Origin of the sequence: Polaribacter sp. Hel1_33_78 (assembly GCF_900106075.1) — a bacterium.
GTDB lineage: Bacteria > Bacteroidota > Bacteroidia > Flavobacteriales > Flavobacteriaceae > Polaribacter.
On record NZ_LT629794.1, the window covers coordinates 1,683,747 to 1,700,678 of the forward strand.

Annotated in this window: 14 protein-coding genes; 3 read left to right on the forward strand and 11 right to left on the reverse strand. The window is 30.3% G+C overall.

What is annotated here, in order from left to right:
- Positions 1 to 119: 119 nt before the first annotated feature.
- Positions 120 to 1,940, forward strand: a complete 1,821-nt coding sequence (locus tag BLT88_RS07170; RefSeq protein ID WP_091953932.1) for a sodium:proton antiporter — start codon at positions 120 to 122, stop codon at positions 1,938 to 1,940.
- Positions 1,941 to 2,123: 183 nt separating this feature from the next.
- Here the strand turns inward: BLT88_RS07170 and dnaX are convergent, their stop codons facing one another.
- Positions 2,124 to 3,812, reverse strand: a complete 1,689-nt coding sequence (gene dnaX, locus BLT88_RS07175; protein ID WP_091953934.1) for a DNA polymerase III subunit gamma/tau — start codon at positions 3,810 to 3,812, stop codon at positions 2,124 to 2,126.
- A 227-nt stretch (positions 3,813 to 4,039) separates the two neighbouring features.
- Between dnaX and msrA the strand changes: the two genes are divergently transcribed.
- Positions 4,040 to 4,690: a peptide-methionine (S)-S-oxide reductase MsrA gene (msrA, locus tag BLT88_RS07180; protein ID WP_091953936.1), complete on the forward strand. Its 651-nt coding sequence runs from the start codon at positions 4,040 to 4,042 to the stop codon at positions 4,688 to 4,690.
- Positions 4,691 to 4,886: 196 nt separating this feature from the next.
- On the opposite strand, the gene BLT88_RS07185 is transcribed toward msrA, so the two are convergent.
- The 9 genes from BLT88_RS07185 to BLT88_RS07225 form a co-directional block, all read right to left on the reverse strand.
- Complete coding sequence (locus BLT88_RS07185) at positions 4,887 to 5,753, reverse strand: YkgJ family cysteine cluster protein (RefSeq protein ID WP_091953937.1); 867 nt, start codon at positions 5,751 to 5,753, stop codon at positions 4,887 to 4,889.
- A gap of 121 nt (positions 5,754 to 5,874) precedes the next feature.
- On the reverse strand, positions 5,875 to 6,393 hold the full coding sequence (locus tag BLT88_RS07190) for an OmpH family outer membrane protein (protein ID WP_091953939.1): 519 nt from the start codon (positions 6,391 to 6,393) through the stop codon (positions 5,875 to 5,877).
- A gap of 59 nt (positions 6,394 to 6,452) precedes the next feature.
- Positions 6,453 to 7,376 carry a tRNA (adenosine(37)-N6)-dimethylallyltransferase MiaA gene (miaA, locus tag BLT88_RS07195; protein ID WP_091953940.1) on the reverse strand — a complete coding sequence of 308 codons (924 nt, stop codon included), beginning with the start codon at positions 7,374 to 7,376 and terminating at the stop codon, positions 6,453 to 6,455.
- On the reverse strand, positions 7,373 to 8,200 hold the full coding sequence (locus BLT88_RS07200; protein ID WP_036786218.1) for an ion transporter: 828 nt from the start codon (positions 8,198 to 8,200) through the stop codon (positions 7,373 to 7,375). The genes miaA and BLT88_RS07200 overlap by 4 nt, the downstream gene beginning before the upstream one ends.
- Positions 8,201 to 8,521: 321 nt before the next feature.
- Positions 8,522 to 9,601, reverse strand: a complete 1,080-nt coding sequence (locus BLT88_RS07205) for an exonuclease domain-containing protein (protein WP_091953942.1) — start codon at positions 9,599 to 9,601, stop codon at positions 8,522 to 8,524.
- Between the two features lie 24 nt (positions 9,602 to 9,625).
- Positions 9,626 to 10,300 carry a YggS family pyridoxal phosphate-dependent enzyme gene (locus BLT88_RS07210; RefSeq protein WP_091953943.1) on the reverse strand — a complete coding sequence of 225 codons (675 nt, stop codon included), beginning with the start codon at positions 10,298 to 10,300 and terminating at the stop codon, positions 9,626 to 9,628.
- A complete protein-coding gene (locus tag BLT88_RS07215) occupies positions 10,297 to 11,250 on the reverse strand; it encodes a D-2-hydroxyacid dehydrogenase (RefSeq protein WP_091953945.1) in 954 nt (317 codons plus the stop codon). Before BLT88_RS07215 ends, BLT88_RS07210 begins: the two co-directional genes overlap by 4 nt.
- A gap of 92 nt (positions 11,251 to 11,342) precedes the next feature.
- Positions 11,343 to 12,410 (reverse strand): 3-phosphoserine/phosphohydroxythreonine transaminase, encoded by a 1,068-nt coding sequence (serC, locus tag BLT88_RS07220; RefSeq protein ID WP_091953946.1) that lies wholly within the window; start codon positions 12,408 to 12,410, stop codon positions 11,343 to 11,345.
- 48 nt (positions 12,411 to 12,458) lie between these two features.
- Entirely contained in the window at positions 12,459 to 13,520 is a 1,062-nt protein-coding gene (locus BLT88_RS07225) for an acyl-CoA reductase (RefSeq protein ID WP_091953948.1), read from the reverse strand.
- A gap of 70 nt (positions 13,521 to 13,590) precedes the next feature.
- Here BLT88_RS07225 and BLT88_RS07230 point away from each other — a divergent pair, with 70 nt between their 5' ends.
- Positions 13,591 to 13,941, forward strand: coding sequence for a 4Fe-4S dicluster domain-containing protein (locus BLT88_RS07230; RefSeq protein WP_036786232.1), 351 nt, complete (start codon positions 13,591 to 13,593; stop codon positions 13,939 to 13,941).
- Between the two features lie 182 nt (positions 13,942 to 14,123).
- Here the strand turns inward: BLT88_RS07230 and BLT88_RS07235 are convergent, their stop codons facing one another.
- Positions 14,124 to 16,919, reverse strand: a complete 2,796-nt coding sequence (locus BLT88_RS07235) for a TonB-dependent receptor (protein WP_091953949.1) — start codon at positions 16,917 to 16,919, stop codon at positions 14,124 to 14,126.
- Positions 16,920 to 16,932 lie beyond the last annotated feature (13 nt).

A 16,932-nucleotide genomic window follows, 5' to 3' on the forward strand; every position in this document is an offset into this window, starting at 1 on the left:
TTTAAAAATCGTTTATTGGCACAATATAAGGAACTTTGTAAGAAAGAAAAAAACTATAAATTTAATTTTTATGATGAATAAAGATTGTTAAATTTACAATTAAAAGCACACATTGATTTATGTTAGAGTTAGCAGGAATTATAATTTTAGGAATATTGGCTCAATGGTTTGCTTGGAAGTTTAAAATCCCAGCAATTTTGCCTTTAATATTAATAGGTTTATTAGTAGGACCAATCGCTGCAGCATATTTAAGTGAAGATGGTTCTAAATGGATAGAACCCATTTGGAATGGTGAAAAAGGATTATTCCCTGGAGATAATCTATATTATTTTGTATCTCTCTCGATAAGTATTATCCTTTTTGAAGGTGGACTTACGCTTAAAAGGAATGAAATTATAAATGTAGGCCCTGTAATCACAAAGCTTATCACTTTAGGTTCTGCAATTACATTTTTTGGAGCAGGAATTGTTGCACATTTTATTTTTGGTTTAGGTTGGGATTTATCGTTTTTATTTTCAGGATTAATCATTGTTACCGGGCCAACCGTGATTACTCCAATTTTAAGAAATATTCCTCTAAAAAAGGATATTTCTACAGTTCTAAAATGGGAAGGAATTTTAATAGATCCAATAGGAGCATTAGTTGCTGTATTGGTTTTTGAGTTTATTAGTGTTGGAGGAGGAGGAGGATTTACTAAAACTGCATTAATGGAATTTGGAAAAATTTTATTATTTGGTACTAGTTTTGGATTTACATTTGCGCATGCATTAGCTTATGTTATCAACAAAAAATTAATTCCACATTATTTATTAAATGTTGTTTCTTTATCAACGGTATTACTAGTATTTGTAGAATCAGAAGTATTTGCTCATGAATCAGGTCTTTTAGCTGTTGTTGTAATGGGCATGGTTTTAGGAAATGGAAAACTTAAGAATATAAAAGAATTACTTTATTTTAAAGAATCTTTGAGTGTTTTGCTAATTTCTATGTTATTTATCTTGTTATCTGCAAATATTAATATCGAAGATTTAATGTTATTGTATACATGGAAAACAGTCTTGTTATTTGCAATCGTTGTTTTTGTAATTAGACCTCTGGCGGTATTTGCAAGTACTTATAAATCAAATCTAGAATTTAAAGAAAAATTATTTATTAGTTGGGTAGGGCCGAGAGGAATTGTAGCTGCAGGAATTGCTTCTTTATTTGGAAGTAAGTTATTGAAAGAAGGAGTGGAAGGTGCAGAATATATTACACCGTTGGTTTTTATGATTGTGCTAGGAACTGTGCTTTTAAATGCTACTACAGCAAGATTATTTGCAAAAATGATAGGGGTATTTCTAAAAAGTTCTGAGTCGATTCTTATTGTTGGTGCTTCAAGTCCATCAAGATTAATTGCTCGTTTTTTAAGAGATAAAGGGAAAAGAGTAGTATTGATTGATGCAAATAAAAACTTTATTGAAGAGGCTCTAAATGATGGTTTAGAAGCCTTTAATGTTAATGTTTACCAAGATAATTTAACCGATAATATAGAATTAAATGATGTTGGTTACCTAATAGCAATTACTGGTAGTGATGCTGTTAATAAACAAGCGCTAACTAATTTTTCTAAGATTTTTGGAGAACATGGCTCCTACAAAATAGCTTCTTCTGTTGAAACTAAAAATGCAACTATTGAAGAAAGAAAAAACTTTTTCACGCCTAATGATGATTTTATTAATTTATGTGAGGCTTATAGAGAGAATCCTATAATTAATGAAGTTAAAATAATTTCAGAGAAAGAATATTATAAAACATTAGATTTATTGGCTTTGGAGGAAAAATCAATTCCATTATTTATTGAAAAAGATAAAGGCTTGTATTTGGTTCCAGAATTTCAGAAAACAACAGAAGAAAGAAAAGAATTAGTGCTATCTTATTTAGGGAAAAAATTAGTGACTTAGCAAAAACAATTAGTTTCTATTTGACTAGAGCTTTTGTTAACTTGTTACTACTATCAATGAATTTTTATATACTAAGAGCATTTCTTGTAATTACCTTCTACTTTTAATCTAGCAATCTTTTTGTAATCATTTGAGTAGAAATTATATTCTGTAAGAATTGGGTCTTTAAAATCGAATTTATGGCTACATATCTAATTCAAAAGATTGGCGTAGTTTTTCTAAAAGTGGGTTTTTCTCTTTCAATTTGTTAAATTTCTCCAAAGGCGTATAAGCAAACTTTTTTTCTACTGTTTCGTTTAAAATAGCATCAATTTTAATTCCATAATTATTTAGTTTTTCCCTTAAAAAGTTTAATAGTTTTGGTCTTCCTTTTTTAAATTGATCTTGCATTAATTTATTAGGAACCGTAAAAGAAATTTTGAAATGTTGTTTTAGTCTAGGAACATCAGTACCTACAATCGAAGCCATACTTCGTTCTCCTTTTTTATTCAATAAATCCACATACTCTTTCCAGAATTGTTGTAATAATTTTTCTGTAAAAATAGTTTTTGGGTGGTTATCGAAATTTTCTTCAACAACTAATTTTTTTTCTTGTTTTTTCTGATGGATACTCTTTAAAGAAAGAGAAGAAGAACGTTTTTCTGCAGACTTTAAAACAGGTGTTTTAACTTTTGGCTTTGGTTCTTCTAATTTTTGAGACTGAACGGCTTCAGGTTTTTTCTGAATTGGTTTCGATATTTCTTTTGCAGCTGGCGAAAGTGCTTGGAAAAAAGTAGCAGGAATTATGTAGTTAGCTGACTTTTTTTTTTCTCCATCAAAAGTGATAGAGGCAATTTGCATTAAGGTTAATTCTACCAGTAATCGCTGATTTTTACTAGATCTGTAGTTTAAATCACAATCATTTGCTTTGCTAATGGATTGCATTAAAAAAGGAATACTCGCTTTGGTAGCTTGCTCTAAATACTTCTTTTTTGCTGTGTCACCTACCTCTAACAAGGCCAATGTTGCTTTGTCTTTGGCAACTAACAAATCTCTAAAATGACTTGCTAATCCATTTATAAAATGATGTCCTTCAAATCCTTTTCCTAAAATAGTATTAAACGCATTTAATACATCTGGTATTTTGTTTTCTAATAACAAACCTGTCATATTAAAATAAGTATCATAATCTAATACATTCAGGTTTTCTGTAACGGCTTCACGTGTTAAGTTTTTTCCAGAAAAGCTAACCACTCGATCAAAAATTGATAAAGCATCTCTCATGGCTCCATCTGCCTTTTGAGCGATAATGTGCAGAGCATCATCATCCGCTGTTATATTTTCTTTTCCACAAATTATTTTTAGATAATTTTTAGCATCTAAAACTCCAATTCTTTTGAAATCAAAAATTTGACAACGTGATAAAATAGTCGGAATTATTTTATGCTTTTCTGTGGTCGCTAAAATAAAAATAGTATGTGCAGGAGGCTCTTCTAATGTCTTTAAAAAAGCATTAAAAGCTGCTTGCGAAAGCATGTGAACTTCATCAATAATATATACCTTATATTTTCCTGTTTGAGGCGGAATTCTAACTTGGTCTGTTAAACTTCTAATATCATCTACAGAATTGTTAGAGGCGGCATCCAGTTCAAAAATATTAAAAGCAAAATCTTCATCTCCAGAAATTTCAACATTGTGTTGATTTATTTTTTTTGCTAAGATTCTTGCACAAGAAGTTTTACCTACACCTCTTGGTCCTGTAAATAAAAGAGCCTGTGCTAAATGATTGTTTTTTATAGCATTTTCTAACGTATTTGTTATGGCTTGTTGGCCAACAACATCCTCGAAATTTTTAGGACGATATTTACGTGCAGAAACTATAAAATGCTCCATTAATATTTTTTATTATTGAATAACAAAAGTAATTATCTATTAGGATTCGTACAACCCGGTTTCTTAACAAAATGCTAAAGTTGTAAACAAATTGTATGAAGTTTTAATTTAATACGACTTTATTGTTAATAGTATTTTTTTATCAAATTAAAAGTTACGAAATTTACATTGAAGACTATTTCATGGTCTTTTCAAAAATTTCAATTATAGTAACATAAAATTAACATATGAAAATTATTAAATCAGTTTTTACTTTTACGGCCATTTTTTTTCTAATTTCTTGTTTGGGTTTTTCCAAGAAGGAAGAAGTTACGAAAACAACTTTTATACAAACTAAAGAAACCAAAGTTGCTTATTTTGCTAGTGGTTGTTTTTGGTGTGTAGAAGCTATTTTTGAGAGTGTAAAAGGAGTAGAGGAAGCAGTTTCTGGTTATGCTGGAGGACATACATTAAATCCTACATACAAATCAATAGGAACTGGGAACACAGGACATTCAGAAACAGTTGCTGTATATTACAACCCCACAAAAGTAAGTTTTGAAACCTTGGTTACAGTTTATTTTGGCTCTCACGATCCAACAACTGTAAATGGGCAACATCCAGATTATGGATCACAATATAGATCCATTGCTTTTTATTCAAATGATAAAGAAAAAAACATTATTGAAAACACAATCTATAAATTAAACAAAGACATCTATAAGGGTAAAATCGCTACAGAAGTTATTCAACATACAAAGTTTTATGAGGCAGAGGAATACCATCAAGATTTTGAGAGAAGAAATCCCAACCAAGGATATGTAAAAGCTGTTTCTGTGCCAAGATTAAATAAATTTAAAAAGAAGTTTCCTGAGCTATTGAAAAAAAATGGACATTAATTTATTTATTCAGGGTTTTATAATTATTTATTTTGATCTATTTGAGAACATTTGTTATTTAATATAAATATTAACTTCTTAGGTTATAGACATTTTTATTCCTTAGCTTTTGTAAAGTCAACTCAAAATATATTATTCTTATTTACTTAGGTTACTAATAATAGGTGATTATGTGTTTTTTTTACAATAATTAAAACTATTCCTTTGCTCCATGGCTTTTTGCAATTTCTATCCAATGTTCAGAAATTCCTTTTGTATCAGCACCTATACCTCTAGATAAATGCAATGCCACGCTCATTATTATCACTGAGGCTTCATGAAGTTCTTGATATGATTGTAGAGCTCCAAATTTTTCTTCTACTTTTGATAGTAATAGTTCATTGTGTTTATGAGCAAAAATTACAGGGTTTTTAATATCATCTTTAATTTGAGGTAACATCAAAATATTTAACCATTCTTCCCCAATTCTTTTTGCTAACATTTCAGAATCTTCGTCACCTAATTTTCTCCATGCTGCAAGTGTATTTGTATCTCCAGAAGCGGCTAAACCAGAATCTAATAATAATTCAAAAGCAATATCAGCAATGTTTTGCATTATGATTAAATATTCATCTTGTGCTTTTTCAAATGAATCTGCTTGTTGGCCTTTAAGATATTCACCTACACTAAGTTTTGGTAATTTTAAAACTTCTGAACAATCAGTTAAACAAGGAAAAGTTTTACCTTCATGAATATAGTGCGACTTATCAAATTGTATTTGACGGCCTAAAGGATATAATCTGCAGGCTAATGGACGACCTTGATGAACGCTGCATCCAAATCCATCTATATATTGACTGCATGCTTGTTGTCCTTTTTTATCTGTTTTTCCGTCAAAACGTAATTGAATACCTCCAAAGTTAGTGTACAAATCACGAAATTGTTTTGGACTAATTTCTTTCTCTTTACTGAATCTGTATAATTCCCAGGGATTTAACATAACAGCTTTACCAAAACAACAGCTTCCGGAACGAGAACAGGTTAGAGGTAAAATACTTTTTGTGGTAAGTTTAGTAGTTTGCATTCTTTTGTTTCAATTATAAAAGTTAACCTGGTATCTTGTAAAACGATTCGAAAATGAGTCACGTTCTTTAAGTAAAAAACCTCACAAAAAGTGAGGTTTTAAATTTAGAATTTAAAATAAATTACTTTTTGATTTCCTGTTTTTGAATACCTAATTCTGCAATTACTAATTTTGTTACGTCAAATTTTTCATCGATGTAAGCAAACTGATTCCCTTTAGTTGTTAATATCTGTGTATAACCATTCTTTTTAGCAACCGTATTTATTGCATTATTTAATATTTTATACAATGGACGCATTAACTCATTTTTTTTTAATTGCATTAATTTATTACCATTGCTTTGATATTTTTTGATATCTTCTTCTAGGGCAGAAATTTCTTTAATTATTGTTTTTTTCATTAATTCTCCCATTTCTTCTTCTTTATTTTTAAAATTCTGAACTTTAGCCTGAAAATCCTGTGTTTTAAGAGAAAAGGAAGAATCTAATTTTGCTCCATAGGCTTGGGATCTTTCGAAAACCACTTTGGCTTCTGGCATTAAACTCATAATATAATCGCTATCAATTGTACCAACTTTTGTTTGTGCAATAGAAATGGTGCTTAGTAAAGCGATAAAAAGAACTGTGATTTTTGATTTCATGATATAGGTTTAGTTAAGCAAAGATATAAAAGTAGCCGAATTACAAAAACTAAGAAGTGCTAAATAGCGTTAATTTTATCAGAAATGTTCTTAATTATTTCCTGGCTGTTTTTTTGATAATCAAACCATAAAATTTCTTGATCTTTTCGAAACCATGTGAGTTGTCTTTTTGCAAAACGCCTTGTATTCTTTTTGATTTCAGAGATTGCAAAATCTTTTGTGAAATCACCATCAAAAAAAGAAAATAATTCTCTGTAACCTACAGTTTGTAAAGCGTTTAATTTTTTATTTGAGTGTAACTTTTTTGCTTCTTCTAACAAACCATTTGCTATCATATTGTCCACTCTTAGGTTTATTCTGTTGTAAATGATTTCTCTGTCCGCATTTAAGCCAATTTTAATTGAATTAAAGTTTCTAGGACATTTTGGTTTGTTTTTAAAAGAAGAATAGGGCTTATTACTGCCAATACAAATTTCTAAAGCCCTCATAATTCTATGAGGATTATCGATAGCAATGTTATTGTAGGTTTCTATGTCTAATTCTTTCAATTTTTCTTGGAGGTGTTCAATTCCTTTTTCTTGCAATTGGGTGGTTAATTCTTCTCTAATTTTTACATCAACTTCTGGGAAATAATCCAACCCTTTTAAAACAGCATCTACATATAATCCACTACCACCGACCATAATTTGAACGGGATTTACTTCAAACAAATCATCTAACTTTTGAAGTGCATCTCTTTCGAAAGAACCGACATTATACTCTTCAAAAATACTTCTATTTTGAATAAAATGATGATGTGCCGCTGCTAATTCAGCAGTTTCAGGAACAGCAGTGCCAATGGTCATTTCTTTGTAGAATTGTCTAGAGTCACAAGAAATTATATCAGCGTTAAAGTGCTTTGCGAGTTTTATACTCAAAGCAGTTTTTCCAATTGCAGTAGGACCAACAATAGTAATTAAAGTATTTCTTTCTATGTGTTTCATGCATTTAATTCACTTCCACAATGATAGCAATATGCTGCTTTATCTTTATGATTTTCTGTGGCACAACTTTTACACGATTGCGTATTAGAGTCTAATTCAGTGTGATTTTTAGTCATTTCTGAACTTACGATACCTGTTGGGATTGCAATAATAGAGTATCCTAAAATCATAATAACACTCGCAATTAATTGGCCTAAAGGAGTTTGAGGAGCAATATCTCCGAAACCAACTGTAGTTAATGTTACAATGGCCCAATATATACTTTTTGGGATGTTTGTAAATCCATTTTCTTCTCCTTCTACCATATACATTATGGTTCCTAAAATAATACAAACGATGACTACAAAAAAAAGAAAAACAGCAATCTTGGCTCTACTGGCTCTTAAAGCGACCAGCAATTTATTAGAAGCTCCTACGTATCTTGCTAATTTTAAAATCCTAAAAACCCTTAATAAACGCAATGCTCTTAAAGCGACTAGACTATGAGAACCTACTAAAATAAATGACAGGTATTTGGGAATTGTTGAGAGTAAATCTATAATTCCGTAAAAGCTAAAAATATATTTTAATGGTTTTTTAATAGAAACAACTCTTAAAATATATTCAATTGAAAAAAGGATAGTGATTATCCATTCAGAAACGTTTAAAAAATAATGATATTTTTCATCAAAACTTTCTATACTTTCCAACATGACCAGAACTATACTGGCGATAATAGCAAAAAGTAAAACAACATCAAAAAGTTTACCTTCCTTAGTATCTGCTTCATAAATGATTTCATGAAGTTTTTCTTTCCAATTTAAATTTTTACTAGATTTTTCCAACTTTCATTTTTATTTATTCTTACAATACTACAAATATTTTTATTACTAAAAATTTTCCTTTATTAAGAAGCAAGAGATCTTCAACTGAAAGCTTTTGATTTTAGTAATAAGAATTTCTTTGATTTTTTATTATTGAACTTAGAGCTTATTATTTTATTCTTTACGAGGTAAATTAAATATAGAAAATTTGATTAATATTGAATTGACTCTGGTTAAAAACTACACAATGGTATTTAAACTTTAATTTTCATCCAAAATCTTCTTGAAATTTTATAAACGTGTAAAAAAATTACAAGGAAAAACTAAAATTATTATTACCATTCACAACCTAATAATTTTCTGCACCTTATTTTTATTAATATAATTTTTTATAATATTTTTAGCCTTTATTTTGTTTGCAATAGGTGTTAATATAGATTTTAATATATCTAATCTATTTTCTTGAAACTTTAAGTTTGTATAGCCATATCCCAAAACTTCATTTCTTTCTACTAAAATTATGGCATGTTCTTCAACTTCTCTTCCCTTTTCAACAATTATAAAATCTTCATTATTAAAATCTTTGTTTATTTTCTTATGTTTCTTTTTAAAATTAAATTTTGGAGATAAAACTTCTAATTCTATTTCGTATTTTAAATTTGTAAAAAGATCATTACCTGTTTTGTCAAAGGAAATAGTTTCCACCCTTTCTTGGATTTTAACAGCTCGAGTCGTTACTTTTAAAAAAAGTTTGTTTACTTCCGCCTTAATGTTTTTACCTCTTCCTAAATAAATAACTTTTCCATTGATATCATGAATATAAAAGAGCCCCTGAATATTAGGAGTTTCCTCTATTAAAGTTTTTAATTTTTGTTTCTGAAGTCTTCTATCAAAATATTTTATTGAATTTTGTATAATTGCTTTATTAACATCTTTTTCTAAAAGTAATTTAAATAATTGAACAGTAGCCAAAGCATCACCTGAAGCTCTATGTCTATCAGTCATAGGAATTCCCAATGATTTTGTAAGTTTTCCTAAGCTATACGATGGTTGATTTAAAATTAATTTCTGACTTAATTCTACTGTACATAAAGTATTTCTATTAAAATCATAACCTAACCTATTAAATTCGGTACTTAGAATTCGATAATCAAAAGTGGTATTGTGCGCAACTAGAATACAATCTGATGTAATTTCTATAATTCGTTTGGCAGCTTCAAAGAATTTGGGTGCATTCTTGAGCATCTTATTGTTAATACCTGTAAGTTGTACAACAAATTCTTGTATGGGTTTTTCAGGGTTCACTAAAGATATAAATTGATCTACAATATCATGACCATCAAATTTATAGATAGCAATTTCGGTAATACCCTCCTCATTAAATTTACCTCCTGTAGTTTCTATATCTAAAATTGCGTACAAATTCTTTTCTTTAATATAAAATTACTAATAATAATTACGATTGCCAAATATAGAACTACCAACTCTAATCATGGTACTACCATTTTCAATGGCTAATGGATAGTCCCCACTCATCCCCATTGATAATATTTTTAGTTCACAGTTACTCGCTAGAGCTCTCAATTTTTGAGTATCAAAAAATGATTTAAGGGATAAAAACTCTTTTTTTAATTGCTCTTGATTATCTGTAAATGTTGCCATACCCATAAAACCAACAATCTTTATGTTTTCTAAGTCAGAGATTTTTTCTGATCCTATAACAGCTTCAATCTCATCAAAAGAGAGACCAAATTTAGTATCTTCTTTAGCTATTTTAGCTTGCAATAAACAATTGATAATTCTATTATGCTTTTTTGCCTGTTTATTAATCTCTTTTAAGGTTTTTAATTTATCAACTCCATGAATTAAATCAACGAAATGAGCCATGTATTTTACCTTATTACTTTGCAGATGACCAATCATATGCCATTGAATATCTTTCGGTAAAGCATCAAATTTTTCAGCCATTTCCTGAATTTTATTCTCGCCAAAAATACGTTGACCGGCATCATATGCTTCCTGTAAGTCAGCTATCGGTTTCGTTTTAGAAACCGCAACTAGCGTTATATTTTTAGGAATGGATTTTTGTATTCGAAGTAAATTTGCTTTTATTATATTCATGAACCTAAAAGTTCTATTATCTGTTTTGCTAACTCTAAACCAATTCTGTCTTGTGCTTCTTTTGTGGCAGCACCAATATGGGGTGTTAAAGAAATTTCAGGATTCATTAACAATTGAACCGCAGGAGTTGGTTCTGTTTCGAAGACATCTAAACCTGCAAATTGTATTTTTCCACTCGAGATGGCAGATACTAAATCCACTTCATGCAAAAGACCTCCTCTTGCTGTATTTATAATGCCTACACCATCTTTCATTTGTTCAAATTCATTTTTTGAAATGATATAATCATCCTGGGAGGGAACATGTAAAGTGATAAAATCTGAATCTTTTAACAATACTTCTTTTTGGACAGTATCGATTGTAAAAGTAGTTTTTTGTCCGTTAAAAAACTCCAAAGTAATTGCTGCACTTTTTATTTGTTCATCTATGGCTAAAATTTTCATACCTAGCCCAATAGCAATTTTAGCAACTTCTTGTCCTATTCGGCCAAAACCAATAATACCAATTGTTTTACCTCTTAATTCTGTGCCTTGAGAGTAGGCTTTCTTTAATTCTTTAAAACGAGAATCTCCTTCTAAAGGCATTTCTCTATTTGATGAATGAAGAAACCTTACCATTCCGAAAAGATGTGAAAAAACTAATTCTGCTACAGAACTAGAGGATGCTGAAGGTGTGTTTATAACATGTAAGCCATTATCTTCGGCATAATCAACATCAATATTATCGAGACCAACTCCTCCGCGTCCAATTAATTTTAAACTTGGACAAGCTTCAATTAGTTCTTGTCGAACCTGTGTAGCACTGCGAACTAAAATTGCGTCAATATTATGTTTATTAATATAATTTTCTAACTGATTCTGAGCTACTTTAACAGTAATTACTTCAAAACCTCCTTTTTCTAAAGCGTCAATTCCGCTTTTAGAAATTCCATCATTTGCTAATATTTTCATTTATAATGTTGTAGGTCACTACTTGGATTAAAACAACGTGGAAATCTCATTATTAAGATTCCTTTATTTCAATCGGAATGACAATTTATATTCTATTTTTGAGTTTTTTCGAAAGCCTGCATTACATCCACTAATACTTGCACACTATATAGGGGCAAAGCATTATACATACTAGCTCTATAACCACCGACACTTCTATGACCATTTATTCCACTAATTCCTGCATCTTTCCACATTGTATTAAAAGTTTCAGTTAAACCATCATCCGTTAAAATAAAAGTAGCATTCATAGTACTTCTATCTTCTTTGGCTACAATTCCCTTAAAAAATGGATTTCTATCAATTTCATCGTATAATAACGCTGCTTTCTTATTGTTTACTTCTTCAATAAATGGAATTCCGCCTAAATCTTTTAACCACTCCAAAGTAAGCATAGAGACATAAACAGAAAAAACAGATGGCGTATTAAACATACTGTCTTTATCAATATGTATTTGATAATTCAGCATAGAAGGAATGTATCTTTCAACTTTGCCTAAAATATCTTCCTTAATGATTACCAAGGTTGTTCCAGCAGGACCCATGTTTTTTTGAGCACCAGCATAGATTAAATCAAATTTCTCAAACTCTAATTGACGAGAAAAAATATCTGAACTCATATCACAAACCATACTAACATTGGTTTCAGGAAATTCTTTAATTTGAGTTCCTGCAACAGTATTATTACTTGTACAATGAAAATAATCTGCATCTTGAGGAATTGAATATCCTTTTGGGATGTAATTATAACCTTTATCCTTAGAGGATCCAACTTCTGACATTTCGCCAAAAGCTTTTGCTTCTTTTATTGCCTTGTCAGACCAGGTGCCTGTGTTTAAATAGGCTGCTTTTTTATTTAATAAATTGTAAGCAACCATTAAAAACTCTAAACTAGCACCGCCATGGAGAAATAAAGCTTTGTATCCTTTATTCTCTAGCCCTAACAATTCTAAGGCTAAAGAACGTGCTTTTTCCATAACAGCTACAAAAGATTTACTTCTGTGAGAAATTTCTATTAATGATAAATTATCATCATTAAAATTCAGAATGGCCTCTGATGCTTTTTTAAGGACTTCATCAGGTAAAATACAAGGGCCTGCGCTAAAATTATGTTTTTTCATTTTGCTATTGTTTTAATTTGGTTTGAACAACAATTAAAAACCCTGTTGTCATATTTTTGTTAAAAATTCTAAAGTATTCACTCCATCTGCATAATCTGTTAACTTTGGAGATTGTGTTTGTCCAAAACCAACTTCATTTTCAATAAAGTCTTTAGCAACAATACATTGAATTTTTTCCTTGTCTTGATGTAATTTTATTTTTAAATCTATTTCATTCTCGTAATATTCATAGAAAATGGTCGCAATAGGAGAGGAGTAGCTTTTATCTTCTTTAATCATGAGAAAACCGTTTTCTAGCAAATCATAAAGACTCATCAAATATACTGCTTTATTATAATCATAATTATTAGCATATTTCGCATTATGAATCATATCTTTCTTTGAATACATTCCCGCAAAGAACATATCGAAATTGTAGTCTTTTGGTACATATAATTTTGAAACGCTTCTGCAGCCTAAACCAAAATATTGAAAAACATCATCAGATAATTTTATAAAATCTTGCTCCGTTTCTTTACCAGTGATAATTGCCACCGAATTTCTGCTTTTTCTGATAATATTTGGTTTATTCTTAAAATAAAATTCAAAATAACGAGCTGTATTATCACTTCCTGTAGCGATTACTGCATCAAAATCAGTTAACTTTTCTTCTGTAAAAGTAATTTTCCCTTTAAAGTTCTCTTCAATGTGCTCTAAATATTTTGCTAAAAAGGGTAATAAATGTTTGTCATTAGATGATTGCTTTACCAAGACAGAATGACCTGAAATTAAGACTGATAAAAAATCATGAAAGCCCACTAACGGAATATTTCCAGCCATGATAACCGCTACTTTTTTAGATGAAATAATATTTAAATTAACACTTTCTACAAATACATATAAACTATTGTAAGTTAGTGACTTACTTATGCTATTTAAAGCGAATAAAATGTTATTTTTTGTAAACCAAGAATTGCTTTCTTGAGCTATTTTAATCTGGTGTAAAAAGCCTTCAAAGAAGAGTTCATTATGTTCAATATTATCTCTTTTTTCTACTTTTTCTATAGAAAACTGACCTAAAAAGTCTCCTAGTTTTACAAGTGCAGTAATTCTGTTTTGAATACTAATCATTTATTTTGGTTGTCTGTAATTTTGGCTTTATTTTTGCAATTGCAAAGGTACAAAAACAGAAGAGAAAATTATGGCAATTATAATAACAGATGAATGTATAAATTGTGGGGCTTGTGAACCAGAATGTCCTAACACGGCAATTTATGAAGGAGCAGATGATTGGAAGTATTCAGATGGAACAGATTTAAAAGGAAATGCAGTTTTGCCAAATGGTAATTCTGTGAATGCGGATGAAGATCAGGAACCAATCTCAGATGAAATTTATTACATCGTGGCAGATAAGTGCACAGAATGTAAAGGTTTTCATGAAGAGCCTCAATGTGCTGCAGTTTGTCCTGTAGATTGTTGTGTGCCAGATGACGAAAATGTGGAGACTGAAGAAGAATTGCTGGAGAAGCAACGATTCATGCATCAGAAGTAATTTCTTGACTAAATAGTAAAAAAAAAATCCTGAATATTTTCAGGATTTTTTTTTAAGCTATTTTTGAATATTTTTATTTGAAGAATATATTATAAATTAATTTCAATAAAAAACACCCAACTGATAACAGTTGGGTGTTTTATTCATTCAAATAATAAAACTGGTATAAATTGTTTTAAGTATTAGAATTGGTAGTTTAATGATAAATTAAACATCGTACCTAATTGACTAAAGTGGTAACCATCATATGTCATTTGAGAATAACGTTGGTTAAAAGTAATTAAGTTAGATTGCTCTTGTATTGGAGTAACACCAGCACCGTTAAGTGTAGTATTATCAATTAAAGCTTGTCCTGCAGCATTTTCTGCTTTAAACGACCATTCAGGTAATACATTCAATAAGTTATTAACATTTAAAGCAATGGTTAATTTATCAGTTGCATTATAGTTAATTCCTAAATCTGTAACAATTTTTGGAGTAAATTCTGTTCTTAAATCAGTACTCATACCTTGTTGTTTGAAAGTAGTTTTTCCAAAGTAAGTATTGTTTAAAGACCATCCCCATTTACCAATATCGTAAGTCGATCCTAAAATCCACTTTGTTTTTGGTCTAGAGGTAAAGAATAAAGCTTCTTGAGTTGCATTAACTACAGATTGGCCAGCATTAGAAACTAATGTTGGATTTTTAACATCCCCATCTCTCTCATTTTGAATTGTATAGTTTCCAGATAAGTTAAAGCCTAATTTTCCTTCACCAACGTCTAAGTTACCATAGCTTAAAACTACATCTAATCCTGAAGTTTTAGTATCTAAGGCGTTTACAAAGAAACTTACATCAGATAGGTTATTAGCAGATAATACTTGATCCAAAGGCGTATTTCCTGCAGCAGTAGCACCGATTTCAGTACTTAAAACAATTCTATCCTCAACGTTGATACTATAATAATCTACAGTAAAGCTTAAATTTCTATTTACTTTTCCTCCAAGACCAAATGTAAAGTTAGTAGAAGTTTCTTCTTTTAATTTAGGAATACCTAATAAACCTGCTTGAGAAGAAACATTATTTACTAAACCACCAACTTGAATTCCTTGTCCCGGAACAAAGCTATACTGCGCTTTTTGTGTGTAAATTTGGTGCAACGTTGGAGCTCTAAATCCTGTTGATAAAGATCCTCTTAAGGTATACTTGTCATTTATAGTATAAGCAGAACTTAATTTCCAAACAAATGCATTTCCAAAGTCAGAATAGTTTTCACTTCTAATTGTACCATCTAAAGTTAAATTTTCTGAAGGGTTCCAATTTAAAGAAGCATATCCACCAAAGTTATAACGTGTAAAAACTCCTGAGTTCTCTGGGCTATTTCCAGAAAATGAATCTGCACCACCACCATCATAAGAACCTAATTCACCTTCTATAACCTCAAAAGTTTCGTATCTAAACTCTGAACCAAATGCAAAACTTAAATTATCTGATAAAATTTTAGAAACATCAATATTTCCTACGTTATGAGAAAAACGAGTTCCACCTGGATCAAAAGACTGTTTTGAATTTTCTCTGTAAATAGAAGTCGCATCAAATTCTCCAGTTGTTTCATTGTATGTTGGAACGTATACAAAGTTTCTGTTGTGAGATTGATTTACTTTATATGTTTGAGCATTTCCACCAGTAGTAAAACTTGCATCTACATTCCAATCATTAATTACAGATTTAAATCCTACTGTAGCATTGTAATCATTCAAGTCTCCTTCAAATGTAGGAACATACCCATCATACCCTCCAGCATTTGTTGGGTGATCGCCAGGGAAAAAATCAGCTAAATAAGGAAAGCTATCTACTGTTCTCCAATATGGAGTTCTGTAGTTTGCAAAAGAATTTACTTTTTTATTGATAAAAGCAGCATTGAAATAGACTTTAGATTCTTCACTTAAGTTATAAGCACCATTCAATAAAAATTTAGCAGCAGCAGTTTCTGGAGATCCATTGATATTTCCAGCATCTGGTTTTCTCGATAAAAACTCTTCAACAAATCCTAAACTAGCTCCAAAGTCAGCAGCTTCTCCTCTTGCATTTACTGTACCAGGTCTGTTAGCTAAGCTTGTTTTAGAAAAGTCTACTGTATAATTAACAAAGCCATCGCCGTTTCCAATAGTAGAACCATTGTTAACAGAAACACCAAACATTTCACCATCTCCTTCAGAAGTCATACCAGTTCTTAAAGTAGCAGAACCACCATTAGGGCTGTCTTTTAAGATAATATTCATAACTCCAGCAATGGCATCAGAACCATACTGAGCAGAAGCTCCATCTCTTAAAATCTCAATAGATTTAATTGCGTCTGTAGGTATACCTGAAATATCAGCACCTGTTTCTCCACGTCCTGGTGAAGTTTGAGTGTATAATAAAGCACTTAAGTTCTTACGTTTCCCATTAATTAAGATTAATGTTCTACTTGGTCCCATATTTCTAATTTCATATGGATCTAATAAAGAAGTCGCATCATTTACTGGTGTTTGAACTGTATTAAATGATGGAATCTTGTATTGTAAAGCCTTGTCAAAAGAAGTCTGTCCTGTTGAAATTAAATCTTTAGCAGATACAACATCAATTGGTAATGGACTTTTAGTATTAGATCTTGCTGGTGTTCTAGAACCTGTTACAACAACCTCATCTAAAGCATTATCTTCATTAACAACAATTGTTAAATAAGAAGGCTGAATTACTTTAACATTTTTAGTCTCAAAACCCATAGAAGAAACTACTAAAGTTGTAGGTAAACTCTTTACATTAATAGAGAACTCTCCATTATCGTCAGAAATAACTCCATTAGAAGTGTTTCCTTTTTCAACAACATTCATATATGGCAAACCTTCGCCAGATGAATCTGTTACTTTACCTTTTATAGTTTGCGCCATTAATCCTAAAGGAAGCATAAACATAAAAGCAATTGTACAAAATTTTAATAAATACTTTTGTTTCATAAATAAATTATTA

Excerpts from the sequence above, each read along its gene's own strand:
- BLT88_RS07170 (WP_091953932.1), top strand. The coding sequence starts at position 120 with ATGTTAGAGTTAGCAGGAATTATAATTTTAGGAATATTGGCTCAATGG.
- dnaX (WP_091953934.1), bottom strand. The coding sequence starts at position 3,812 with ATGGAGCATTTTATAGTTTCTGCACGTAAATATCGTCCTAAAAATTTC.
- msrA (WP_091953936.1), top strand. The coding sequence starts at position 4,040 with ATGAAAATTATTAAATCAGTTTTTACTTTTACGGCCATTTTTTTTCTA.
- BLT88_RS07185 (WP_091953937.1), bottom strand. The coding sequence starts at position 5,753 with ATGCAAACTACTAAACTTACCACAAAAAGTATTTTACCTCTAACCTGT.
- BLT88_RS07190 (WP_091953939.1), bottom strand. The coding sequence starts at position 6,393 with ATGAAATCAAAAATCACAGTTCTTTTTATCGCTTTACTAAGCACCATT.
- miaA (WP_091953940.1), bottom strand. The coding sequence starts at position 7,376 with ATGAAACACATAGAAAGAAATACTTTAATTACTATTGTTGGTCCTACT.
- BLT88_RS07210 (WP_091953943.1), bottom strand. The coding sequence starts at position 10,300 with ATGAATATAATAAAAGCAAATTTACTTCGAATACAAAAATCCATTCCT.
- BLT88_RS07215 (WP_091953945.1), bottom strand. The coding sequence starts at position 11,250 with ATGAAAATATTAGCAAATGATGGAATTTCTAAAAGCGGAATTGACGCT.
- serC (WP_091953946.1), bottom strand. The coding sequence starts at position 12,410 with ATGAAAAAACATAATTTTAGCGCAGGCCCTTGTATTTTACCTGATGAA.
- BLT88_RS07225 (WP_091953948.1), bottom strand. The coding sequence starts at position 13,520 with ATGATTAGTATTCAAAACAGAATTACTGCACTTGTAAAACTAGGAGAC.
- BLT88_RS07230 (WP_036786232.1), top strand. The coding sequence starts at position 13,591 with ATGGCAATTATAATAACAGATGAATGTATAAATTGTGGGGCTTGTGAA.
- BLT88_RS07235 (WP_091953949.1), bottom strand. The coding sequence starts at position 16,919 with ATGAAACAAAAGTATTTATTAAAATTTTGTACAATTGCTTTTATGTTT.